Source organism: Vicingus serpentipes (assembly GCF_007993035.1).
GTDB classification, from domain to species: Bacteria; Bacteroidota; Bacteroidia; order Flavobacteriales_E; family Vicingaceae; genus Vicingus; species Vicingus serpentipes.
In genome coordinates this window covers 384,053-408,582 of the sequence record NZ_VOOS01000003.1, presented here as the reverse complement: position 1 = coordinate 408,582, position 24,530 = coordinate 384,053, and the positions used below count along the sequence as shown (strand labels likewise).

The window sequence follows — 24,530 nt, the reverse complement described above, 5'->3', positions numbered from 1 at the left end:
ATATACTTTTAATTTTAAGGTTAACCAACAAAACCTCTAATTATCATAAATGAAACAGAACCAACTGCAAAACCTATAAATGCTAACCAAGAGATTTTTTTGAAATACCAAAAGAATGATATTTTCTCCATTCCCATTGCTACAACACCTGCAGCTGAACCAATAATTAACATACTACCCCCTGTACCAGCAGAGAAAGCGATAAAGTGCCAAAGTGGATCATTTAATTCATTTTGAAACATACCTAAACTTGCTGCTACCAAAGGAACGTTATCAATTACAGCTGAACCAACTCCTAATAATAGAACTACTATGTCAGAATTTGGTATTGTAGTATTTAAACTTTCTGCAAAATTGAATAGCATTCCTAAACTTTCAAGTGCTGCAACAGCCATTAAAATTCCAAAGAAAAATAATACACTCGGCATTTCAATTTTAGATAATGATTTATGAACAGGACTATGATGTCCAACATCTGAAGAATGATCACTTAAAGAAGTAAGTGAAAAATGTCTAGTACTAAAAATTTCAGCAAAGGTACATACAACACCTAAAGATAACATCATACCTACATAAGGAGGTAAATGTGTGATTGTTTTGAATACCGGTACAAATAATATCATACCTAAACCAAGATATAACATTATTGGACTATATTTAGTATCATGGGCTTCTTCTGGACTATCTTGAATAGATTCAGTTAAATCACCTTTAAAAGGCTTCATAAATGAAGCTATTAACGAAGGAACTGCCATACATAATAAAGAAGGAAGAATTAAATATTGAATTAACATATCCGTAGAAACTTTGTTACCAATCCAAAGCATTGTAGTTGTAACATCACCAATTGGAGACCATGCTCCACCAGCATTTGCTGCAATAATAATTAAACCAGCAAACCACATACGAGTTTCTTTGTCGCTAATTATTTTTTGAAGTATTGTAATTAAAACTATTGTAGCAGTTAAGTTATCAATAATAGCAGATAAGATAAATGCTAAAAATGAGAATATCCAAAGAAGTTTGGTTTTACTTTTTGTTTTAATATAGGTCTTAAAAGTTGAGAAACCATCAAAATAATCAATGATTTCCACAATTGTCATTGCTCCTAATAAGAAGAATAAAATCTCTGCAGTTTTACCTAAATGGTGCAAGAGTGTTTCTTCCATTAAGTGCAATTTTTCTTCATGGCCAAATGAAGAAAAAGCATCAATTAAAGCATGATTTGCAGAATCAAACCAATATTGAAAACCATCTAAACCAAAAGCAATTAATGCCCAACAAATTGCCATCATAGCTACAGCTGGAACTAGTTTATCAATTTTTAAATTATGTTCAAGTGTTATAGCTAAATAACCTAAAACAAATACTAATACGATTATAATTTCCATCTTAAATTTTGTAATTTATAAAACGTAAAACTAATTATACTAATTGATTCAATGCAATTTCAAATGCAGTTTTTGCAATATGGTATTTACTATTATTTTTTGCATGAGATGCTTTTAATGCATTTTTAATGGTTTCAGAAGCATCTTTAAAAATTGCTTCATCCTCTAAAACACCTAAATCATTACTCATCAAATAAGCAAAAACCCTCGCCATTCCACAGTTAGAAATAAAATCTGGTATAATACTAATTTTATCATCCGCATACTCCGCAATAGGTCCAAAGAAAATTTCTTTATCAGCAAAAGGAACATTTGCACCTGCTGCAATTACTTCAACTCCTGCATTTATCATTCTATCAACTTGGTCTTTTGTAATTAATCTTGAAGCAGCACATGGAATGAAAACTTCTGCTTTAATATCCCAAATTTTTGCATTTACATCTTCAAACGACATCATGTTGTTTGCATGTAACTTATTTCCATCTTTATCAACAAATAATTTCCTTATTTCTTCTAAAGTAAACCCTTCTTCTTTAATCAAACCTCCTACTCTATCAATAATACCAACTATTATTGCTCCATCTTGAGCTAAATAATAAGCTCCTGCAGAACCTACATTACCCCAACCTTGAACGATTACTCTTTTTCCTTTTACTGAACCACCATAAACATCATAATAATGTTTAACAGATTCAGCTACTCCATAACCAGTAATCATGTCAGCGACAACATACTTATTAGCTACTTCTGGACTATAATTACTGTCTTCAATTACTTTTAAAACTCCTTGTCTTAATTGACCAATACGATGTATTTTTTGAGCTTCACGAGGCTGAAAATGCCCATTAAAAACACCTTCTTGTGGATGCCAAACACCACAATCTTCAGTCATAGGAATTACTTCATGAATCTCATCAACATTTAAATCTCCACCAGTTCCATAATAATGTTTTAATAATGGAGTAACCGCTGCATACCATCTTCTTAAAACGCCTTCTTTTCTTGGATCATTTGGATCAAAATTAATTCCAGACTTTGCACCACCTATAGCTGGACCAGCAACTGTAAACTTCACTTCCATCGTTTTTGCTAACGATTCAACTTCTCTTTTATCTAATCCAACTCTCATACGAGTTCCACCTCCTGCAGCTCCTCCTCTTAACGAGTTTATAACTACCCATCCTTGAGCTTCAGTTTCAGCATCATTCCATTCAAAAACGATTTCTGGAGTTTTATTTTCAAACTTATCTAATAAATCTTTCATTGTATATTGATTTTAAACACCTTAAAATATTGTAAGTGAGCAAAAGTAAATAAATGATTTATTTATGCTAAATATTCAATAAAATAAAAACTTGAAAATTAAAACATCAGACTTCATTTTAATCTTGTAAATAGCATTTTGTTTCCTTAATTTAGCGCTCCTAATTAATCACTTATTTCTTACATTTAAATAAATACAATTATGAAAGTAACAGTAGTAGGAGCAGGAGCAGTAGGCGCAAGTTGTGCAGAATATATTGCAATCAAAAATTTTGCTTCAGAAGTAGTTTTAGTTGACATTAAAGAAGGTTTTGCTGAAGGAAAAGCAATGGATTTAATGCAATGTGCATCTTTAAATGGTTTTGACACTAAAATTACTGGTGTTACAAACGATTATACTAAAACAGCAGGAAGTGATGTGGCTGTAATTACTAGTGGTATTCCTCGTAAGCCAGGTATGACTCGTGAAGAGTTAATTGGTATTAATGCTGGAATTGTTAAAACAGTAACTGAAAATTTATTAAAAAACTCTCCAAATGTTATTGTAATTGTGGTTAGTAACCCAATGGATACAATGGCTTATTTGGTTCATAAAGCAACTAATATTCCTAAAAACAGAATTATTGGAATGGGTGGAGCATTAGATAGCGCTCGTTTTAAATACAGATTAGCAGAAGCTTTAGATTGCCCTTCTTCAGATGTTGACGGAATGGTAATTGGTGGTCACAGCGATACTGGAATGGTGCCATTAATTGATAAAGCAGTAAGAAATAGTGTTCCTGTTTCAGAATTTTTATCAGCTGAAAGAATGAGTGAAATAGTTGAAGCTACTAAAGTAGGTGGTGCTACTTTAACTGGTTTATTAGGAACTTCTGCTTGGTATGCACCTGGTGCTGCAGTTTCTGAATTAGTTAGAGCTATTGCTCAAGATTCTAAAAAAATATTCCCTTGTTCAGCTTTAGTTGAAGGTGAATATGGATTAAACGGTTTATCAATTGGAGTTCCTTGTGTATTAGGAGCTAACGGAATTGAAAAAATTGTTGAAATTGAATTAAATGCTGCTGAAAAAGCAAAACTTACTGAAAGTGCAGAAGGTGTTAAAAAAACGAATGCACTTTTAGATAGCGTATTAGCATAATTTATATTACTTTTGATACTCTAAAGCGAGAGTAGCTCAGTTGGTAGAGCGTCAGCCTTCCAAGCTGAGGGTCGCGAGTTCGAGCCTCGTCTCTCGCTCTTAAAAATGTCGGAATTTATTCCGACATTTTTTTTACCTTTAACTAAATGAAAACAATACTCCCAATAACTATATTCCCGATAGAAAATGATGGCTTTCATTTAAAAGTAATCATTACTATAAATGGAATTGCTGCAAATGCCATTATTGATACAGGCGCATCGAGAAGTGTTTTTGATGAAACCAGAATACAATCTTATATTGGTGATGATAGCCTTGAGGAACACGACCGACTTTCTTCTGGATTAGGTACAAATACCATGACCAGCAAAAAAGTATTGTTAGCTAACTTAAAACTTGGCAAGGTAGAAATTGTAGATTACGATGCCACTATCTTAGATTTAAAACACGTAAACCAATCTTACGAAAAGTTAGATTTAGCACCTATTGATGGGATTATAGGAGGCGATATTTTAACAGACTACAAGGCAGTGATAGATTATGAGAAAAAGAAACTAATTTTATCTACTCCTTAACTACTTTAAATACCTTACTCCTTAAATCGTTAGAAAACTTAACCAAATAAACTCCTTGGCTTAACCCATTTAAGCTAATAGTAGTTTTACTAGCACTTAATTTTTGGTATGTAATTGTTTTACCTAATAAATCTAATACCTGAAGAGAAGCATTTTTTAAATTATTAGTTCCTAAATCTAATGTTAATAGTTCTTTAGTTGGGTTTGGATAAAGATTAATTCCTTCTAGCTTTTCATATTCTGGTCCAACACTTACTGGAAAAGTTCCTTTAAAATAAGATATACCTCCAGCATCATTACCAATCATCATATCTAGTCTCCCATCATTTGTAATATCAGCTAATGCTATACTTGTGTTCTTTCCTTCTTTTAAGTTTAAATAAGCTGAATCAACTTTATTAAAAGAACCCGTTAAATTACCTTCAATATTATCGTACTTAAAAATATACCCACTAGAAGAACCTGCGAGCATTTTGTATTCTCCTCCATCTTCATAAATAAATGGTGTGCTTTTTCCAACAAAAAAACCAGGCTCTAAAGTTGAGACATAACCTAATGAATCTGTTTTTTTTGAATAAAAAGGAGCACTTACGGTGCCTGTATTTTCGTAAAAAGTAAAATAGCCGTTGTTTTTACCGATTACCAAATCTAGTTTCCCGTTTCTATTTAAATCAACTAAAAAAGGAGCAGCAAAACTACCTACATCTATTCCTTGATATTTCACCTGATTTAATACAAAATTTGCATCATTACCAGCTCCTGCAGTATTTGTAAAATAATGGATATTCCCTAAATAGTCTCCCAAAATCATATCCTTATCTCCATCATTGTCTAAATCACCAAAAGTTGGAGTTAATCCCAAAACTGGAGTACCTCCACCTAAATCTAAATTCATAGTAGATAAACCAGCAAAATCACTATCAACCAATTTAAAAGCTGGGTTAGCAGCAGTACCAACATTTTTATACAATGATAGATATGGCTTATATAATAGTGAAAGTGAATTATCAAACTCACCAAAATTGCCTATAACTAAATCCAATAAACCATCATCATTATAGTCAAAAAATACTGGATTTGCCCCCTCGCCTAATTCAATCATATCTTCTTGCAAAAAGTTTGTTTTATTAAAACTAAAATCGGGCAAATTTGTAGCTCCGTTGTTTAAGTACAACCAAGAGCTTTCATAGTTTTCGCAGCCAGAGTTGCAATTTGTAGAAACAAGTAAATCTTTAACATTATCATTATTAACATCTAGATAAAACCCAGCAGGGAAAATATTAATATCTACTGCTGCAGTCGAACTTAAATTACTAGGAAAACTTTGATCTTCAACTGTCATTGAAGCTGCTGTTAAATTAGTAGTATTATCAGAATTATAAAGTAAAGTCATGTTATTAAAAGTAATATCTCCTAATACTAAATCTCTACTATTATTAGCATCTACATCCAGCGTTAACAAACTAGAACCACTGTGTTTCTTTGCATTTTCATCATTAAGTTGGCTTTCTGGATTAGCCACGTTAAAATTACAAGTATCAAAAAGGGTAACGCTATTATCAGATAAATTCTCTGAAAAATAACCCCAGCACTTATTTGTCAGCATAAATCTTAAACTATCGCAAGTTCCATATAATTCTTGTGATAAATTTTTATGATATTCTACATTAGTTCCACTAACACCGAAGGTTAAAATATCCAAATCTCCGTCATTATCAATATCATCAAAAGCAGCAATATCAGTTGAACTGATATATAAGTTAATTCTATTGTCATTTCCATCATCTGGCAAGTAATCTGTTTGTATTGCATTAGTAACTAGTTCAAAACTTAAAGATGTAGTTGAAGTATTTTTATAAACTTTTACTCCGCCCGAAAAATAAGTTAGGATATCTTGCTTTCCGTCACAGTTATAATCTCTAAATAAAACCCAACTTTCAAAAGAAGGTAGACTATCAATATATTTAGGAGTATATGTATAATCAACAACTCCAGAAATACCATTATTAATAAATGTAGATACTTTAAATCCAGATCGGTCAAAAGCTACCAAGTCATTTGTACCATCTAAATTTAAATCTATTTCTGAAAATTGAATATGATTAAACCCTCCTGTAAAGGCATGTTTATATAAAGAACTATCTTGTTTATAAACTTCCAGTTGAATATCTCTAGTATAATTGTCTTGAGCGCTTAAATTAAATAAAGCTAAAATTAAACTAAGCGTAATTATGATTGATTTTAATTTCATATTAACTAAAAAAAACAGATTTATTACCTGCAAAAATACTGATTTTACAACGGTTCAAGCAGATAAAAAAGTAATTCAATAATACTATTGTGTAATAGGTTTTGAAATTCTATATTTGCAGGCTTATAATTTAAGGAATATTAATATAGATTTAGAATAGAAAAATGCAAAACAAAGGACTATTAACAACATTTACAGTATTATTTGCTCTAGCAGCATTATATGCTCTTTCATTAACATTTGTAGCAAATGGTGTAGAAAGCGATGCAAAAGATTATGCTAATGGCGACTCAGATGTTGAATACGCTTATTTAGATTCAATGTCTTCTGAAGAGGTTTATCCTATAATAGGTTACACTTATGGTGAGTTAAGAACAAAGACTTTAAACTTAGGTTTGGATTTAAAAGGTGGTATGAACGTAACTCTAGAAGTTCAAATTAGCGAGGTTGTTAAAGCTTTATCATCTTTTAGCAAAGACAATGCTTTTAACCAAGCAATTATTGATGCTAAAACTGCTCAAAAAGCTACAAATGCTGATTTTGTTACTTTATTTGGTCAAGTTTATCAAGAAAAAAATCCTAACGGAAAATTATCTTCAATATTCTATACACTAGATAACAAAGATAAATTATCTCCAAATGCAACTAACGAAGAAGTTTTAGCTTTTATTAAAGAGGAAGCTGATGATGCTATTGAGCGTTCTTTTAATGTATTAAGAACTAGAATTAGTTTATTTGGTGCAGCTCAACCTAATATTCAAAAATTAACTGGTTCTGACCGTATTTTAGTTGAATTACCTGGTGTTAAGGATAAAGTTAGAGTTCGTCAATTATTACAAGGTACTGCTAAATTAGAGTTTTGGTTAACTTACGAAAATCAAGAAATTTATCCAATGTTAGCTCAGGCTGACGAATTATTAGGTGCTGCAAATAAAGCTAAAGCTAGTGTTATTGATACAACTGTTACTGACGAAGTTTTATCAGAAGGAACTGCTGAAGAAGTTGCTGATGCAATAGAAACTTTAGTTGACTCTACTGTAAATTCTGCTGAAGAAGGAACAGCTTCTTTATTAGATAAAATTGAAGGTGCTGAAGGTGAATCTTCTGATTCAAATGCTGTAGCGACTCCCGAGCAATCTTTTGAAGATTATGCTAAAGACCATCCTTTATTTGCAATTATGCGTCCAGCTATCTTCCAAGATGAGCAAGGACAATACTTCCCTGGTCAAGGACCAATAGTAGGTTATGTAGCAATTAAAGACACTGCTAAAGTAAATTCTTACATGGCAATGAAAGAAGTAAGAGCTTTATTCCCTCCAAGAATTAAGTTTTTATGGACTGCTAAACCTTATGATGACGAAGGTAAATTTTTACAATTATTAGCAATTAAAGTTGATAATAGAGAAGGTAAAGCTGTATTAGAAGGTGATGTAATTATTGATGCTTCTCAACAATTCGATCAATTTTCTGGTTCTCCAAGAATTGATATGGCAATGAACGGTGAAGGTGCTAACAAATGGAAGCATATCACAGCAGATAACATCGGGAAATCTGTTGTAATTGCATTAGATAACTTAGTTTACTCTTTCCCAACTGTTCAAGGTGAAATCTCTGGTGGTCAATCAAACATTACTGGAAACTTTGATATTGAGGAAGCAAAATTAATTGCAAACATTTTAAAAGCTGGTAAGTTGCCTGCTCCTGCTAGAATTATAGAAGAAAATGTTGTTGGTCCTACTTTAGGTCAAGAATCAATTAACAAAGGAATGCTTTCATTCATTGTTGCTTTATTAGTTGTACTTGCTTATATGGTATTTTACTACTCTAAAGCTGGTATAGCATCTGTTATTGCATTATTAGCAAATATGTTCTTCATATTTGGTGTATTAGCTTCAATGCCACAATTAATTGCTCTTACATTACCTGGTATAGCTGGTATTATCTTAACAATTGGTATGTCTGTTGATGCAAACGTTCTTATTTTCGAACGTATCCGAGAGGAAATCGCTGCTGGTAAAGGAACTAGACTTGCTGTTGCTGATGGATATAAGTTTGCATACTCATCTATTATTGATGCCAACGTTACTACTTTGTTAACTGGCGCTGTATTATGGTTCTTTGGAACTGGACCAGTTGAAGGTTTTGCTAAAACATTAGTAATAGGTATTGGTACCTCATTATTTACTGCAATTTTTATTACTCGTTTAATATTTGAATTTAACTTAAATAAAAACAAAGTTTTAAGCTTCTCTACAAAATTAACTGATGGTGCGTTTAAAAACACTAACATTAACTTTTTAACTAACCGTAAAAAATTCTACATCCTTTCAGGAATTATAATAGTTATAGGCCTTGGTTCTTTATTAACTAAAGGTTTACAATATGGTATTGATTTTAAAGGTGGTAGAACTTACGTTGTTCGTTTCGATAATCCTGTATCAACAGTTGATATTTCTAAAAGCTTAGAAAGTTTATTTGAAACTTCACCAGAAACAAAAACTTTTGGTGATGACAATCAAGTAAAAATTACAACTACTTTCATGATTGATAGTGAAGATGAAAATGCTGATGATGTAGTTGAAGGGAAATTAAATGAAGGTCTAGCTTCATTAAGTTCAAAATATGAGGTAATGAGTTCTCAAAAAGTAGGTCCTACTATTGCTGATGACATTAAAACATCATCTTTCTGGTCTATCTTATTCTCTTTAATAATTATATTTATATACATAGTCTTTAGATTTAAAAAATGGCAATTTGGTGTTGGTGCAATCTTCGCATTATTCCATGATGTATTAATTACACTTGCTATTTTCTCTATTTTCTACGGTATTTTACCTTTCTCACTAGAAGTTGACCAAGCTTTTATTGCTGCAATCTTAACAGTAGTTGGGTACTCTATAAATGATACCGTGGTTGTATTTGATAGAATTAGAGAATACTTAGGATCATTTAAAAAGAGAGACAATGAAGACGTTATTAATGAAGCTCTTAACAGCACATTAAGTAGAACTGTTAATACTTCTTTAAGTACAATCTTCGTATTGTTAATGATATTTGTTTTTGGTGGTGAAGTAATTAGAGGATTCTCGTTTGCATTATTAATTGGTGTGATTGTGGGTACATACTCTTCTTTATTTATTGCTTCTCCAATTATGTATGATTTTACAAAAAAGATTGATAAAAAATAAAACAACTTATTAAATAAAAAAAACCCTCACTAAAATTTAGTGAGGGTTTTTTTATACCATAATATTAATTTCTATCCTTGTATTATTATCTTTATTAAAAATTAAAATCATGAAAATTGCTCAAAACACACTCAAAAACATTGCTCAATTACTTGGGTGTGATTTTGATGGAAATCCAGAATTACCTGTTACAGGTGTTAATGAAATTCATGTTGTTGAAAATGGGGATGTTGTATTTGTTGACCATCCAAAATATTATGATAAAGCTTTAAATTCTAAAGCAACTATTGTTATTATTAATCAAAAAGTTGATTGTCCAGAAGGTAAAGGTTTAATTTTCTCAGAAGACCCTTTTAGAGATTTTAATTCCTTAATAAAATTTTTTCGCCCTTTTGAATTCAACACTTCGAAAGTTGCTAGCTCAGCTCAAATTGGTACAAACTGCCAAATACACTCTACAGTAACACTTGGTAATAATGTTAAAATTGGAAACAACACTATTTTATTTCCAAATGTAGTAATACATGACAATTGTATAATTGGTGACAACGTTATTATTCAATCAAATTGTGTTATTGGAGGTATGGCATTCTACTATAAAAATAGAGGTGATCATAGAGAAAGATTGAATTCTGGAGGAAGAACAATAATTCAGGATTATGTTGAAATTGGAGCATGCTCAACTGTGGATAAAGGAGTAACAGGTGATACCATTATAGGTAAACACACGAAAATTGACAATCATGTTCAAATTGGTCATGACACTTTAGTTGGTGAGATGTGCATTATTGCTTCACAAGTTGGAGTGGCAGGATGTTCAGTAATTGGAAATAATGTTACCTTATGGGGACAAGCGGGTATTCCTAGTGACATTAAAATTGAAGACAATGTAACTGTAATGGCTCAATCAGGTGTTTCTAAATCATTAGAGGCAGGCAAATCATATTTTGGTAGTCCAGCTGGTGAATTCAGAGAAAAGATGAGAGAAATGGCTTCAATTAGACAAATTCCTTCAATCATCGAAAAATTAAAAGGTGAATAAATCAAATCAAAATATAAAGAAACGATTACAACTAGGAAAATTAAAACTTAGCAAGCTTTTAGAATTAACTAAAGCCATCAATAATAATTTACCTCAAGATGATTTATTTAAAATTTATAAGGAAGTATTAGTTGATGATTTAAACATTGGTAAAATTTTGCTTTACAATTATGATGGAGAAAAATGGAATCAAGAATTATGTTTTGGAACTGAGTGTAACATCATAAATGCTGAAAAAGATTTATTAGGTATATCTGAAATTGTAAGTTCACAATCTATTAACAATCCTAATCTTCAAGAATTTGATGTAATTATCCCTGTCTTTCATAAATCTCACCCCCTAGCCTACGTTTTAATTGGAGATTTGATTGGAGAAAAAATTGAGGTAAGCCCAATAATAAAACACCTTACTTTTATTCAAACATTCACTAATTTAATAGTAGTGGCTATTGAAAATAAAAGATTATACAAGAAAAACCTGAAACAAATAGCCATTGAAAAGGAAATGGAGCTAGCATCAGAAATGCAAACCATGCTTTTTCCAGACAAGCTTCCTAACAATAATGAAATTGAAGTGGCTGCAAAATATATTCCTCATCACATGGTTGGAGGAGATTATTATGATTTCATTCAATTAAATAGAGATGAAATTGCTTTTTGTATTGCTGACGTATCTGGTAAAGGAGTTTCTGCTGCTTTAATCATGTCTAATTTCCAAGCAAGTTTGCGTTCTTTAATAAAAAGAACTTCTTCACTTACTGAATTAGTTACTGAACTTAACTGTAATTTAATTTCTAGTGCTAAACGAGAAAAATTTATTACTGCTTTTATAGGTAAATACAATTGTACAACTAGAAATTTACAATTCATTAACGCAGGACACAACCCTCCTCTTTTACTAATTGGTCATCAATTTAAAGAATTAACAGAAGGTTGTACTATCTTGGGTATGTTCGAACAACTTCCTTCAATCACAGAAAAAAACATTAAAATCCCTAAAAATGGAGTCCTAATGTGTTTTACAGATGGTGTAACAGAAGAAATCGATGTTAATAATGAAGAATTTAGTACTCAATCTATTGAGAAAATAATCTTGAGTAACAAAAGTGAAGCTATAGTTAATATTATAGACCACATTATCTACGAATTGAATGAGTTTAAAGCTAGAAATGAGTTTAGTGATGATGTTGCTTTACTTGGCCTTCGTTTCAAGTAGTTCCGAATCATTATCAGAATGATAAACATCTATCGCAACAATTAAAGCTATAAACCCCCAAAAAGGAACTGAAGCTTTATCAGTATCTAAGTAATTATTTAAAAAGCCATGAATTACATAAGTAAACAATCCTAACAAAGTAAAAAGAACAACGGATTTTAATTCTCCTTTAGGTAATCGATGATATAAAGCTGACCCCTTATAAAAAACCATACTAATTAACAAAACTACCATGATAGTTCCAATCAATCCCTGTTCAGCTAATGGACCAATATACTCACTATGAGCATTTCCATTGTTACCAACATTAGTACTTATTATTGTTTTATTTTTAGACAATTGAAAAGGAGCATACTGAAAAACATAAGTACCAGGTCCCCATCCAAAAACAGGTCTTTCTAAAAACATTAACCAAGCAGATGTCCATCTGTTTATACGTTCTAAATTTGATGCATCAGTAGATACATTTGAAATTGATTGAACGTGCTCAGATAAATTAGCTGATGAATCTTGATTGTTTCGCTCCAAATCCATCATCAAGCTAGTCCAGTTAAATGCTAAAACAATTAATCCGACCGCTCCTATTGTTGCTAAATATTTAAACTTTATTTTGTATTTATATATAAAGTAAAGAACAATAGCAACAACCAAACTCACCCATGCAGCTCTAGTGTAAGAGAAAATAGTTCCTATAACTAGGATTGCTAAAAAAATTCCAGCTATCACTCTAATTGAATACTTCTCTGCTTTAGCTAAAAAGATAAAAGGTATAGGCACAAACATTGCTAATATTGCACCATAAGAAGTGTGGTCTTTAAAAAAAGGTTCCATTACCCAATGAGCTGCCTTTTCATTAAAACTATAAGTTGCTAATCGAACTACTGCATATATTACAACGCCAGCTAAAGGAATTAAATAACACCAATAAAATATTTTATAGTTACTTATTTTTTTGAATAATTGAGTTCCAATAAAATAGAAACAAACAACAAACCATAATCTTGACAACAAAAATTTTAATGAAACTATAGGCATTTCACTAGTTATAGATGTAAATAATATCCATCCTAATTGAAGTAAAATAATAACAGTTACCGGATGTTTAACTATTTTAGAATCGAATTTTTTATCCGCAATCAACTTTAGAAAAAACAGAATCATAACACCAAACATTAATGGTTCTGTTGGCAAATACATCCCTATTCCACCAATAGACAATTCTTCTAAATTCATTGAAATGGGAGTTGTAAAAACAATAAACCACATGAGTTTTTCAACATCATAAAATGCTATATAAACAATTGCTAATACAAATGGGACTAATGCTAAATAGTAAAATTCATTGGCAATTAGAATACTGTTTAGTACTATAAATAAGAAACTAAAAAGATAAATGTAATATGGCTTTAGTGTTTTTAACACTGATTATTTTTTCGCTTTACCTAAAAATAATAAAACAACAAATGCAAAAAATACAGCTGAGAATGTAGAAATAATAACAATCAACCATCTAACCGGATAAACCTTTTTATAAGAAATAAATGGAGGTGTAACTATATTCGTGTATGTCATTTCACGATTAACTATTTTTAAAGCATTGTTGTATTCTTTTTCCCAAGCTCTATATGAATCAAGCAGTTGATAAACTCGTTGATCTAAAACAATATAATCACCACCTTTATTTTCTAAATTTTCTTTTAATCTTAAAATCTCAGCATTATTAATATTCGATTTACTAGAACCTTCTACAGTTTTCAAATATCCTTTCATTACTTCTATCGATTGAACACCGTAATTAATAATACTATAATCTTTTCTTATTTTCTTTAATTCATTTGAAACAGAATCTAACTCAACTTTAACTTTATTGAATTGATTTTCAATGGTTTTAAAATCCTCAATAGCTCTTTTTTTATGTTCTGCTCTTATTACTTTGTTTAGGTTTTCAATAATTTTATTTACCATTTTATATGCCATTTCTGGTTCAACATCTGTAACTGTAATTTCTGCTGATTCATATTTGGTTTCATTAATACTTACATTCTCGTCATATTCTAGTAATAAGTAATAATGACCTAAACTGTCTTTTTTTGTATCAATATCATAATGTTCAGCTAAACCTAACTCTTTAATTACATTTTCTTTAATAGTTCTTGATTCAAACCATTGCATCATTTGTTCAATAGGACTTTCCTCTGAATATTCACCTAGATTTGAAGGATAAACAACTGCTTGTGACTGAAACTTAGGGTCTATAAACGTTGGTGATGAAAATACAATAGACAGAATTGCTGCAACAATTCCTACAATAATTAATAACTTGAAATTTTTCAAAAACATTTCAAGAAGGCTGTGATTCATATTTTTTAAATCAAACATGTGTTGTTATTTTTTATTAAAAAGTAATATTAAAAAAATTGAAAGCAATAATACTGAAATTGTAGAAATTAATACTATTAACCAACGAATTGGATAAACTGGTTTTTCTGCTGGTACTGCTTTATTTACAATAAATTTATGTTGTAAATTACTTTCAGCATCTACTTTTGCCGATTGGTATTTTGAATGAATAAAAGTTAATTGTTTTTTCTCGTACTCCAACTGATCTCGAATAGATACATAAGCCCCTCCATACTTTGATAAAACTGACAATTTATCTTCTAAAGCTTTTACAGCATTTTGTTTTCCTTGTAAAATTGCAATTGACATTTGTTCAGTAATTCGTTCTGCTTGCGATTCATAGTCGATAACTCCTAATTGACGAAGTGTGGTAAGTGAATCTTCTAATTTAACAACATAATTATTTTGATAATTATATTCATTTTCAACAATTTTAAAAGCTTCTATCGCAATTTCCCTACGCATTCTATTTTTTACAGTATCTAAAAACATAGAAATATCATTTGCAATCAATGCTGCTGTATCACTACTGCAATCTAAAACTTTAATCTCTACAGCCATATATTTTGTTAGCTTAAAAGAAATATTGTCTTTATACAATCTATCTAACTTAGTTCTTTTGTAGTCATCATTTTCATCAACACAATAGTGATTCATTAAATCATACTTTTCAACTATTCTATCTTTAATTTCATCCGAATTTAAAATCTGAATTAATTGTTCTGCTTGTTCAATATCTCCAAATTCAAGAATATCATCTTTACCTCCAAAATTTTCTGTTATTAAAGCCTTAGAAATAGAACTTGTAGTTGTGGGATATAAAATAACAGAAGATTGGTATTTATCTTTAATGAAAAATGAGAAAATTGAAGAGCAAATGATTGAGAATAAAGCGACAAACAACAATTGCTTTTTCCACAACATAATCTGAGAATAAAAGCTTTGCTTATTAAATTGATATAAATTTCTGTCTTCAGTACTCATCAGCTAAAAGCAAATGCTCATTAGATTATTTTAAAGAGCCGTAAAAGTACTATTTTTATTCTATTCAGTTGAGCCTCTGTTCAGCATTAATTGAAGCATTTGCTTAAGATTTATTATTCTCAACGAAATAGCGAAAATTAGAGCAAATAGACTAATAAAAATCACTTTATAAATAAAGTAAAGTTCTACTTTTTGGAATACCCAAATTGTAATAAACAATAATGAAATGAAACTAATTAAACTCAATAAAAGTTTGTAGTTTAATTTTAATTTAAAAATGATTTTCACAAGAAATATTTGTGCAAATAAAACTACAAATTGAGTAATTAAACTAGCAATTGCAGATCCCAAAGCTTTATATTCTGGAATAAGAATAAGATTTAGAATAACATTTAAAATCATTCCACTTATGGCTAAAAAGTTGAGCTGCTTTAAATTCCCATTAGCAGTTAGTAATGTGCCAAAAATATAAGTGGATGCAATTGCAACAAAACAAAACATTAATACTGGTAACACTCTAACTGCATCATCTATATTAGTATGATAAAGTAAAGTCATTATATCATTGGCATATGAAAAAGAAACAAAAGCTAAAACAATAGCAGGTATAAATAATAAGCCAAATGATAACTTTATCAAGTCGTCTAATTTTTCTCTTTTCTGAATCATAAAAGCAAACATTGGCAACAATAATCCTGCAAACAAAACTCCAACTTGATTAGAAGCATCCATTAATCGATAAGCTTGTGCATAAACAGATGATTGATATTCCCCATCTTCCAACATGTAATCAATCATTATTACATCCAATCGATAATAAATAGTCATCGTTAAAACCAATAAAGCATAAGGTGCAGTCTGTTTTATTATTAAAATAAGAAAAGGAATATTTAAACGAAATTTAAATTTTTTAGCTTTTAATAATACTGTGATAAAAACAATAATAACTGCTAATAAATAAGCTAAAGTTTGAGCATAAATAAATTGCATCAATGTAAATTCTCCTTCAAAAAGATGTCCCCAAATTAAAATAGCACATAATCCAATCATTAAGGTTTTATCTAACACTGAGAACAAGCTATCTAACACAAACAACTGTAAACCAGCAATATTTGACCTTAAATACTGTAAAAAAGAAATTAGAAATTGATTGATAGAGAGAAATAATAAAATTTGAAATCGGCTAGAATCGTAACCAATAATAAACCCAACTATAAAAGTAATTGCAAAATATAAAATTGCAAGTAGAAATTTGAAAACAACTATACCTGAGAAATATTTTGCTAGCAATTGCTTGTGTTGAGCAATATTTCGGTTATTAAAATTAGTTATTCCAAAATCCAATAAAATATTAAAGAGAATTGAGAAATTAAATAATGTAAAATAAATCCCATATTCTTCTGCTGCAATCGTATTTTGAACAGTTCGGTCTATACCAAAAATCCAGAAAGGCTTAATTAAAAAATTAAGCAAAAGCAATAAGCCGAGATTAATAATAAACTTCCGTTGCACAAAAATTGATTTTAAACAAAAGTAACTTATCTTATTCAATATTATTATTTTCGCTAAAAAATTAGCTCTTGAAGGTTGCAGTAAATACAAGGTTATTACTTAAAAATAAGATTGATGGTATTGGTTTAGTAACCTACGAATCATTTAAAAGAATTGTTCTTACTCATCCTCAAGTAACATTTTATTTTATTTTTGACAGACCTCCTCATTCTGATTATATTTTTGCTGATAACATTGAACCTGTTATTTTAAAGCCACAAGCTAGGCATCCTCTACTCTACATTGTTTGGTATCAATTCTCATTAAAACGTTGGCTTAAAAAAGTAAAACCAGATATTTTTATAGGCACCGATGGTATGATACCTTTAAATTCTGAAACCAAAACTTTAGCAATTATTCATGATTTAAATTTTGAACATCACCCTGAACAATTGCCAAAAGCCTACAGAAATTATTACCGAAAATATTTTCCACTTTTCGCAAAAAAATCAACAAGAATAGCTGCTGTTTCTGAATTTACGAAACAAGATATTGTAAAAACTTACCAAATAAAGCCTTCTAAAATTGATGTCGTTTACAACGGTGTGAACAAAGAGTTTAAACCACTAAATGAAATCGAAAAAGAAACTATAAAAGCTAAATATAGCGAAGCAAACGATTTTTTTCTGTTTATTGGCTCTCTGCATCCAAGAAAAAATTTAGTTCGATTATTTGAAGCTTTTAATCAATTTAAACAAAAAAACAATTCCGATTTAAAACTTCTTATTGTCGGAAAAAAGATGTGGTGGCCTAAAGAAATTGAAGAACATTTTAATCAGCTAGAATATAAAAATGATATTATTTTTAGTGGAAGAGTTGAACGAAAAGATTTATATAAAATAACAGCTTCAGCTTATGCTTTAACCTATGTTCCAATTTTTGAAGGTTTCGGAATTCCTTTAGTTGAGGCTATGAAAAGTGGAGTGCCAGTTATTACTTCTAATGTTACCTCTATGCCAGAAGTGGTTCAAGATGCAGGAATTTTGGTTAACCCTTTTTCTGTTGATGATATTGCTAATGCAATGACTAGAATTGTAACTGATAAAAAACTACATGCTAAACTTGCTCAAAAAAGTTTGATACAAGGAGAAAAGTTCAATTGGGATAAGACTGGAGATGAATTATGGGAATCAATATTAAAAACAATTGATGCTTAAAAGTAAATTTCAAAATAAACTTATTGAAGCAGGTTGTGATGAAGCTGGGAGAGGTTGTTTAGCAGGCCCAGTCTATGCTGCTGCTGTAATTCTCCCAAAAAACTACAAAAACAAACTTCTTAACGATTCTAAACAATTATCTGAAAAGAAAAGAGACTTGTTGCGAATTGAAATTGAAAGAGATGCTATTGCCTTCGGCGTTGGAATAGTTGATAATCATGAAATTGATAAAATCAATATTTTAAATGCTTCTTTTCTAGCTATGCATCGAGCGGTTGAACAACTCAAAAAAACGCCAGAACTTTTATTGATTGACGGGAATCGATTTAAAGCTTATAAAGACATTCCTCATGAGTGTATTATTAAAGGTGATGGTAAATTTTTGTCTATTGCAGCGGCATCTGTTTTAGCAAAAACATACCGAGATGAGTTTATGTTTAATGCTCACGAAAAATACCCCGATTACGCTTGGAATAAAAACAAAGGTTATCCAACAAAAGCACACCGTGAAGCGATTAAAAAAGTAGGGACAACAAATTTACATCGCATAACTTTTCGATTATTACCTGAACAGTTAGAACTAGACCTTTGACTTTTTAAATTCTAGAATTTTAGCCCCCTCCAATATTTTACTTTCAAAGTTAGTTATGTATATTTACGGTTCATTCAAAACAGTACTAAATGAACTACCAAAATAGTTTAGAATTTGCACGCCAACAAGACGAGCAAGATGAGTTAAAAGATTACAGAAATAAATTTTACATACCAGTTATTGATGGAAAAGAAACCATTTATTTTACTGGAAACTCATTAGGATTACAGCCTAAATCTACCAAAGATTACATCAATATAGAATTAGAAGATTGGGCAAAATGGGGAGTTGAAGGTCATTTTCATGGAAGAAACCCTTGGTTTGCTTACCATGAAATGTTTGCTGCACCTGTTGCTAAAATTGTTGGAGCTTTACCAAAAGAAGTTGTGGTAATGAATAACCTTACAGTAAACTTAAATTTACTTTTAGTTTCCTTTTACCGCCCTACTCCTCAACGTTATAAAATTCTTTGCGAAGCAAAAGCTTTCCCATCAGATCAATATGCTTTAGAAATGCAAGTGAAATCTGCTGGATTAAATCCTGATGAAGCAATCATTGAAATTGCTCCAAGAGAAGGAGAACGAACAATAAGACATGAAGATATTATTTCTGCAATTGAAGAAGCTGGTGATACTTTAGCTTGTGTAATGATTGGTGGAGTAAATTACTTTACTGGGCAAGTTTTTGATATGAAAGCAATTACTGAAGCGGCTCATAAAGTTGGTGCAAATTGTGGTTTCGATTTAGCTCATGGTGCCGGTAATATCGAATTAAAATTACACGAATGGAATGTTGATTTTGCTTGTTGGTGTTCATACAAATATTTAAACTCAGGTCCTGGTGGAGTTTCTGGAGCTTTTGTTCACGAACGTCATTGCAACAATACTGATTTACCTCGTTTTGCTGGATGGTGGGGGCACGATAAGGATTCAAGATTTTTGATGGAGAAAGGTTTTCAACCTATGAAATCGGCTGAAGCCTGGCAAATGAGTAATGCTCCAATTTTAACTATGGCTGCTCATAAAGCATCGATAGATATTTTTGAAGAAGTAGGAATGGAGAAACTATTAAAAAAACAAAAAGCATTATCTGGCTATTTAGAATTTATAGTTGATAATATAAATGCTTCACTTTCTGGTACTGATAAATCATTAGAAATAATTACTCCACGTAATTGGAAAGAACGTGGATGTCAAGTTTCTGTAATAGCTCATGGCTATGGAAAAGATTTATTTAATGAATTAACTAACGAAGGTGTAATTTCTGATTGGAGAGAACCGAATGCTATAAGAATGGCTCCGGTTCCATTATATAATTCATTCGAAGATGTTTATCGCTTTGGACAAATTTTATCAAACGCATTAAAAAAGTAATTATGAAAACAGCAAGTATTGTAGGTGCAGGTTTAGTTGGCTCATTATGGGCAGTATATTTAACAAAAGCTGGTTATAAAGTTCAGTTATTTGAAAGAAGACCAGACATTAGAAAAGCAGAAATTTCTGCTGGTAAGTCAATTAATTTGGCTCTATCTACTAGAGGTTGGAAAGCATTAGATACTGTTGGTGTTGGTGATGCTGTAAGAGAGATTGCTATTCCAATGTCGGGAAGAATAATGCACGATTTAGAAAGTAACTTAACTTACCAACCCTACGGGAAAGAAGGACAAGCTATTTATTCAGTATCAAGAGGAGGAGTTAATGCTCGAATGATGGATATTGCTGAAGCTACTGGACAAGCTGAAATTTTTTACAACGAAAAATGTGTAGGAACTGATTTAGAAAACGGAATTGTTTTTCTAGAAAATTCTGAAACAGGTAAAAAATGGGAAGTTAAATCTGATGTTGTTTTTGCTTCTGATGGGGCTTTTTCTGCTGTTCGTTATAATGCGATGCAAAAACTGGATCGATTTAATTATAGTCAAAATTACATTGAAGATGGCTACCGTGAAATATTATTACCAGCCAACGAAGATGGCTCATATAAGTTAGACAAAAATGCTTTACACATATGGCCTAGAGGCAGGTTTATGTTAATTGCGTTGCCTAACGAAGATGGTTCTTTTACATGTACATTGTTTATGCCATTTAATGGCCCAAATTCATTTAAAACTTTAACATCAAAAGAAGCTGTAGATAACTTTTTCCAATCTACTTTCCCTGATTTTTATACAATGATGCCAAATATTGCTGATGCTTGGGAAGATCACCCTTTATCATCACTAGCAATTGTTAGATGCTACCCATGGACACATGGAAAAACTGCTTTAATGGGAGATGCAGCTCATGCTACTGTTCCGTTTTACGGACAAGGAATGAATTGTGGTTTTGAAGATTGTTCTGTAATGTGGGAATTAATGCAAAAACATAATGAAGATTGGCCTAAGGTTTTTGAAGAATATCAACAATTAAGAAAACCAGATGGTGATGGTGTTCAAGATTTATCTTTACACAATTATTATGTAATGCGTGATTATGTTGGTGACCCTAAGTTTCTATTACAGAAAAAAATAGAAGCCCATTTCTCAGAGAAACATCCAGAAAAATGGTTACCATTATATAGCCAAGTTACGTTTAGCCACATTCGCTATTCTGAAGCATGGAAAACTGGCCAAAAGCAAGATGCAATTATGAAAAACGTAATGGCACAATTTGAAGACATTGAAAACGTTTGGAATAGTGAAGCTGTTGAAAATGCTATTTTAGCTGAATTGAATTAAACACCATGAAAAAACTACTCCTACCTTTTTTACTCATTCTAAGTATATCTTTATTTAGTCAAACTTATGGACCAGGAAAAAAAGGTGGTGGTTTATACCGTACAGGTGCAGATAAATTGGATAAAGGTTGGTTTTTTGGAATAGGTGGAACATATATGCTTCCTTACCTAAAACAAAGTGAAACGATTGATTTTACAGACACACTAAACCAAACATTTACTCAAGATTATACGGCAAAACCAACTGGTAAATTTGGACTGTTTTTAGAAATAGGGAAGTTTAAAATAAACGGTAAACGTATTTTTAACTACCAAGATTATGGGTTAAGCTATAAATGGTTTAGGGGTGGTGAAAATTTTGCACAAACTACTACTTTTAATAATTTACTCTATTCTCAAACTGAAACTACTGGAAGTTATAGTGACCATGCTTTATCCTTAAATTTTAATATTGGGCATAGTTATGATGCTTCTGAAAAAACATTTATTGTAAATGGTTTAGGCTTAAATGCTGATTATTTCATCATAAAAAGCCGAAGTGGTGGCGGTACCATTTTAGGGCAAGACCAAAAATTTGTTTCTGATTTTGTTGGAGAAATACATTACTTTTTTGGGGTAGGATTTAAAACTGGCAAACGTTTAATTATTATGCCAATGATAGAAACTCCAATATTTGCTTTGTATGAGTTTAACCACATAAAATCTACGCACGATTATTTTAATACGCGCTCTCGCCCACTAATTTTTAAGATACGATTTATGTTTTTGAAAAAAGGCTCTACATCTTGTCCTAAAGTTTATAACCCAATGGGAATTGATCCTGATAATTTTCAATCGGAATAAAAATGAAAGCTGAACAAAGAGATTTTTTTGCAGAAAAAGCAGGAGACTATGATGACAAAAAGTCTAGAACTGAAAATGTAGATAATATTGCGAAAACAATATTAAAAGAAGTTTCCTTTACTAAAGAAATGCACATCATGGATTTTGGCTCTGGTACTGGGCTGCTAACCTCAAATATTGCACCCTATGCTGGTAAAATTACTGCTATTGATGTTTCTAAAGCAATGACTGATGTTTTAAAATCGAAAATAGACCAGATAGCCTGCAAACTAGAAATAGCTGAATTAGATTTAACCAAAGAAACCTTAGATACAAAATTTGATGGAATCATCTCATCCATGACAATACACCACATCAATAATGTACAAGAGTTGTTTAATAAATTTTATGCCTTATTGAAAGATAACGGAACCATAGCAATTGCCGACCTTGATAAAGAAAATGGTTCATTTCATACTGAAGATACAGGCGTTTTTCATTTTGGATTTGATAGAAATGAATTCATGAAAATTGCAGAAATTGCTGGTTTTAAAGACTTAAAAATTGAAACTGCTAACACTATTGACAAAGAAACTGGTACTTATTCTGTTTTCTTATTAACGGGTAGAAAATAACTACTTGACTTTGTGATAAATAAACGCTAACTTCGTTTAACACAATGTAAAATGAATTTATCCTGAGCTTGCCGAAGGGTTAAAACGTTCCCAACAAAGGTGTTACCTGTAAGTAGAAAAAATAATATATGGACAACTATAACCTGCATCCTGCATCAATTTTTAAATTACCAAAAGATAATCAGGATCACGTTATACGAGAATACTACGACACTCTAAAGACGTTTGCAGATGAGGATTTTCAATGGAAAGTATGGATAGAAAACAGTATTCCAGACGTTAAAACTTCATTACTTGAAATGAGGGAGGAATTACTCGATGATTGCTTTACTTACTTCATCTATCACGATTCTATTGCATTAGGCTTTGGAAAAGAACTGATTGATAGACTCCGCCAACTACGCTACCTATTGGGTAGTCTGCCTTATAATGTTACAATTAAAGAAAAAGACATTCTAAAAACTAGTGACTGGCAGAAAATAATTTCAGAAGCAAAATATGTCGTCGAACTTTGGGAAAATGATAAGTCTGGAATGTACTACTCCAATTCTTCAAAATCCACAGGTTATGGCTATTGGTAATGAAAAATAACCAACAGGTAACATCATCTATATTTTATAGGGCAGTTGGTAGTAATTTGAAACAGAAAAACAAATAATAAACTCCGCCAAAAATTTGTTTTGACGTTTTATCGGGTGAAAAGTTAAAGTCCAAAGCTTTGGCTAATTAGCTAAACGAAAATTTAGTACTTTCAATTTCCCTACAAAAACATAGATTGAGTGTTAAACGAAACACTAGTACCTCAACACAAAATCTTCTTTACTTAAATCGGTATTAAAAAATACTATACCTAAAGCAAATAAATCTACCGTTAAGGTAATTTTTGGGTGTTTTTTAATTTCATCCCAAGCTTCATTCATACCTTTGCTCCAGTATATATCATCAAAAACAAACACTGTATTTTTGTTAGCTTTAGGTAAGCATAAGTTAAAGTAATTTAAAGTAGCTTCTTTGGTATGGTTACCATCAAAAAAAACAAAATCAAGTTCGCCTGTTCTTTTTAAATATTCAGGTAAAAAAACATCAAATTGTGCATTTACCAATTCAATATTTTTTAACCCAATTTTGTCAAAATTTACTTTGGCAACCTTAGTTACATTTGGGCACCCTTCAACCGTAGTTACTTTTGTTTTACTGTTAGCTGTTGCCAAATACATACTAGAAATACCTAATGATGTTCCCAATTCTAAAACAGTTGTAGGTTTAAATCGGTTAACCAAACGAAACAGTAATTGTCCGTATTTTGGAGCTTTCAAGGTATTTTTAGCAATATCATTTATTGCTCTTTTTTTCGATTTATTAACTGAAGAACCAGCTCCAAAATCGTTAATCTCAATTTCTAAATTAGATAACAACAACTTTGCTCGTATCGATTCTATATTGCTAAAAGCATAAAAAGGAGTTTGGTCTACAATAACATTATTATACAATTCGAACAAAAAAGGTGGGTGAATGCCATGCGCATTGGTAGCCTTTGCTTTGTAACTAATATATTTTTGAAGATAATTGAGCTTGTTCACACCACGAAGTTAATCATAACCTTAAAATTA

20 protein-coding genes and 1 tRNA gene are annotated in these 24,530 nt (G+C 30.9%); 13 read left to right on the top strand and 8 right to left on the bottom strand.

What is annotated here, in order from left to right; translation table 11 throughout:
* Positions 1–20 precede the first annotated feature (20 nt).
* Both nhaD and FRY74_RS08205 read right to left on the bottom strand, forming a co-directional pair.
* Complete coding sequence (gene nhaD / locus FRY74_RS08210; RefSeq protein ID WP_147100391.1) at positions 21–1,391, bottom strand: sodium:proton antiporter NhaD; 1,371 nt, start codon at positions 1,389–1,391, stop codon at positions 21–23.
* A 34-nt stretch (positions 1,392–1,425) separates the two neighbouring features.
* A complete protein-coding gene (locus FRY74_RS08205; protein WP_147100389.1) occupies positions 1,426–2,655 on the bottom strand; it encodes a Glu/Leu/Phe/Val dehydrogenase dimerization domain-containing protein in 1,230 nt (409 codons plus the stop codon).
* 201 nt (positions 2,656–2,856) lie between these two features.
* On the opposite strand from FRY74_RS08205, the gene FRY74_RS08200 reads away from it, so the two are divergent.
* The 3 genes from FRY74_RS08200 (at position 2,857) to FRY74_RS08190 (ending at position 4,367) form a co-directional block, all read left to right on the top strand.
* The gene (locus FRY74_RS08200) at positions 2,857–3,792 is read left to right on the top strand and encodes a malate dehydrogenase (protein ID WP_147100387.1); all 936 of its coding nucleotides are present in this window, start codon (positions 2,857–2,859) and stop codon (positions 3,790–3,792) included.
* A 25-nt stretch (positions 3,793–3,817) separates the two neighbouring features.
* Positions 3,818–3,890: transfer RNA gene (locus FRY74_RS08195), tRNA-Gly, on the top strand.
* 48 nt (positions 3,891–3,938) lie between these two features.
* Positions 3,939–4,367 (top strand): retropepsin-like aspartic protease, encoded by a 429-nt coding sequence (locus FRY74_RS08190; protein WP_147100385.1) that lies wholly within the window; start codon positions 3,939–3,941, stop codon positions 4,365–4,367.
* On the opposite strand, the gene FRY74_RS08185 is transcribed toward FRY74_RS08190, so the two are convergent.
* Positions 4,357–6,618: a T9SS type A sorting domain-containing protein gene (locus tag FRY74_RS08185; protein ID WP_147100383.1), complete on the bottom strand. Its 2,262-nt coding sequence runs from the start codon at positions 6,616–6,618 to the stop codon at positions 4,357–4,359. The genes FRY74_RS08190 and FRY74_RS08185 overlap by 11 nt on opposite strands.
* Positions 6,619–6,782: 164 nt before the next feature.
* Here FRY74_RS08185 and secDF point away from each other — a divergent pair, with 164 nt between their 5' ends.
* The 3 genes from secDF (at position 6,783) to FRY74_RS08170 (ending at position 12,064) form a co-directional block, all read left to right on the top strand.
* Complete coding sequence (secDF, locus tag FRY74_RS08180; protein ID WP_147100381.1) at positions 6,783–9,806, top strand: protein translocase subunit SecDF; 3,024 nt, start codon at positions 6,783–6,785, stop codon at positions 9,804–9,806.
* A gap of 109 nt (positions 9,807–9,915) precedes the next feature.
* Positions 9,916–10,848, top strand: coding sequence for a UDP-3-O-(3-hydroxymyristoyl)glucosamine N-acyltransferase (locus FRY74_RS08175; protein WP_147100379.1), 933 nt, complete (start codon positions 9,916–9,918; stop codon positions 10,846–10,848).
* On the top strand, positions 10,841–12,064 hold the full coding sequence (locus FRY74_RS08170) for a PP2C family protein-serine/threonine phosphatase (RefSeq protein WP_147100377.1): 1,224 nt from the start codon (positions 10,841–10,843) through the stop codon (positions 12,062–12,064). Before FRY74_RS08175 ends, FRY74_RS08170 begins: the two co-directional genes overlap by 8 nt.
* Here FRY74_RS08170 and FRY74_RS08165 read toward each other — a convergent pair.
* The 4 genes from FRY74_RS08165 to FRY74_RS08150 are packed head-to-tail and all read right to left on the bottom strand — an operon-like array spanning position 12,041 to position 16,927.
* Positions 12,041–13,486: an O-antigen ligase family protein gene (locus tag FRY74_RS08165; protein WP_147100376.1), complete on the bottom strand. Its 1,446-nt coding sequence runs from the start codon at positions 13,484–13,486 to the stop codon at positions 12,041–12,043. The genes FRY74_RS08170 and FRY74_RS08165 overlap by 24 nt on opposite strands.
* Positions 13,487–13,489: 3 nt before the next feature.
* Entirely contained in the window at positions 13,490–14,443 is a 954-nt protein-coding gene (locus FRY74_RS08160) for a Wzz/FepE/Etk N-terminal domain-containing protein (protein ID WP_147100374.1), read from the bottom strand.
* Between the two features lie 6 nt (positions 14,444–14,449).
* Positions 14,450–15,448: a Wzz/FepE/Etk N-terminal domain-containing protein gene (locus tag FRY74_RS08155; protein WP_147100372.1), complete on the bottom strand. Its 999-nt coding sequence runs from the start codon at positions 15,446–15,448 to the stop codon at positions 14,450–14,452.
* 60 nt (positions 15,449–15,508) lie between these two features.
* Positions 15,509–16,927, bottom strand: coding sequence for an oligosaccharide flippase family protein (locus FRY74_RS08150; protein ID WP_170227983.1), 1,419 nt, complete (start codon positions 16,925–16,927; stop codon positions 15,509–15,511).
* Between the two features lie 101 nt (positions 16,928–17,028).
* Between FRY74_RS08150 and FRY74_RS08145 the strand changes: the two genes are divergently transcribed.
* From FRY74_RS08145 to FRY74_RS08115, 7 genes are all read left to right on the top strand, one after another.
* Positions 17,029–18,156, top strand: coding sequence for a glycosyltransferase family 4 protein (locus FRY74_RS08145; RefSeq protein ID WP_147100368.1), 1,128 nt, complete (start codon positions 17,029–17,031; stop codon positions 18,154–18,156).
* Positions 18,149–18,748 carry a ribonuclease HII gene (locus FRY74_RS08140; RefSeq protein WP_147100367.1) on the top strand — a complete coding sequence of 200 codons (600 nt, stop codon included), beginning with the start codon at positions 18,149–18,151 and terminating at the stop codon, positions 18,746–18,748. Before FRY74_RS08145 ends, FRY74_RS08140 begins: the two co-directional genes overlap by 8 nt.
* Positions 18,749–18,837: 89 nt before the next feature.
* Complete coding sequence (gene kynU, locus FRY74_RS08135; RefSeq protein WP_147100365.1) at positions 18,838–20,121, top strand: kynureninase; 1,284 nt, start codon at positions 18,838–18,840, stop codon at positions 20,119–20,121.
* A gap of 2 nt (positions 20,122–20,123) precedes the next feature.
* Positions 20,124–21,464, top strand: a complete 1,341-nt coding sequence (locus FRY74_RS08130) for an FAD-dependent oxidoreductase (RefSeq protein WP_147100363.1) — start codon at positions 20,124–20,126, stop codon at positions 21,462–21,464.
* A 5-nt stretch (positions 21,465–21,469) separates the two neighbouring features.
* Positions 21,470–22,306 (top strand): hypothetical protein, encoded by an 837-nt coding sequence (locus FRY74_RS08125; protein ID WP_147100361.1) that lies wholly within the window; start codon positions 21,470–21,472, stop codon positions 22,304–22,306.
* 2 nt (positions 22,307–22,308) lie between these two features.
* Positions 22,309–22,920 carry a class I SAM-dependent DNA methyltransferase gene (locus FRY74_RS08120; RefSeq protein WP_147100359.1) on the top strand — a complete coding sequence of 204 codons (612 nt, stop codon included), beginning with the start codon at positions 22,309–22,311 and terminating at the stop codon, positions 22,918–22,920.
* A gap of 128 nt (positions 22,921–23,048) precedes the next feature.
* Positions 23,049–23,501 carry a hypothetical protein gene (locus tag FRY74_RS08115; RefSeq protein ID WP_147100358.1) on the top strand — a complete coding sequence of 151 codons (453 nt, stop codon included), beginning with the start codon at positions 23,049–23,051 and terminating at the stop codon, positions 23,499–23,501.
* 213 nt (positions 23,502–23,714) lie between these two features.
* Here the strand turns inward: FRY74_RS08115 and FRY74_RS08110 are convergent, their stop codons facing one another.
* A complete protein-coding gene (locus tag FRY74_RS08110) occupies positions 23,715–24,500 on the bottom strand; it encodes an O-methyltransferase (RefSeq protein WP_147100357.1) in 786 nt (261 codons plus the stop codon).
* Positions 24,501–24,530: the final 30 nt, after the last annotated feature.

Bases quoted from the DNA above. Each gene is read 5' to 3' on its own strand.
- nhaD (WP_147100391.1), bottom strand. From the start codon at position 1,391: ATGGAAATTATAATCGTATTAGTATTTGTTTTAGGTTATTTAGCTATA.
- FRY74_RS08205 (WP_147100389.1), bottom strand. From the start codon at position 2,655: ATGAAAGATTTATTAGATAAGTTTGAAAATAAAACTCCAGAAATCGTT.
- FRY74_RS08200 (WP_147100387.1), top strand. From the start codon at position 2,857: ATGAAAGTAACAGTAGTAGGAGCAGGAGCAGTAGGCGCAAGTTGTGCA.
- FRY74_RS08190 (WP_147100385.1), top strand. From the start codon at position 3,939: ATGAAAACAATACTCCCAATAACTATATTCCCGATAGAAAATGATGGC.
- FRY74_RS08185 (WP_147100383.1), bottom strand. From the start codon at position 6,618: ATGAAATTAAAATCAATCATAATTACGCTTAGTTTAATTTTAGCTTTA.
- secDF (WP_147100381.1), top strand. From the start codon at position 6,783: ATGCAAAACAAAGGACTATTAACAACATTTACAGTATTATTTGCTCTA.
- FRY74_RS08175 (WP_147100379.1), top strand. From the start codon at position 9,916: ATGAAAATTGCTCAAAACACACTCAAAAACATTGCTCAATTACTTGGG.
- FRY74_RS08160 (WP_147100374.1), bottom strand. From the start codon at position 14,443: ATGTTTGATTTAAAAAATATGAATCACAGCCTTCTTGAAATGTTTTTG.
- FRY74_RS08155 (WP_147100372.1), bottom strand. From the start codon at position 15,448: ATGAGTACTGAAGACAGAAATTTATATCAATTTAATAAGCAAAGCTTT.
- FRY74_RS08140 (WP_147100367.1), top strand. From the start codon at position 18,149: ATGCTTAAAAGTAAATTTCAAAATAAACTTATTGAAGCAGGTTGTGAT.
- kynU (WP_147100365.1), top strand. From the start codon at position 18,838: ATGAACTACCAAAATAGTTTAGAATTTGCACGCCAACAAGACGAGCAA.
- FRY74_RS08130 (WP_147100363.1), top strand. From the start codon at position 20,124: ATGAAAACAGCAAGTATTGTAGGTGCAGGTTTAGTTGGCTCATTATGG.
- FRY74_RS08125 (WP_147100361.1), top strand. From the start codon at position 21,470: ATGAAAAAACTACTCCTACCTTTTTTACTCATTCTAAGTATATCTTTA.
- FRY74_RS08120 (WP_147100359.1), top strand. From the start codon at position 22,309: ATGAAAGCTGAACAAAGAGATTTTTTTGCAGAAAAAGCAGGAGACTAT.
- FRY74_RS08115 (WP_147100358.1), top strand. From the start codon at position 23,049: ATGGACAACTATAACCTGCATCCTGCATCAATTTTTAAATTACCAAAA.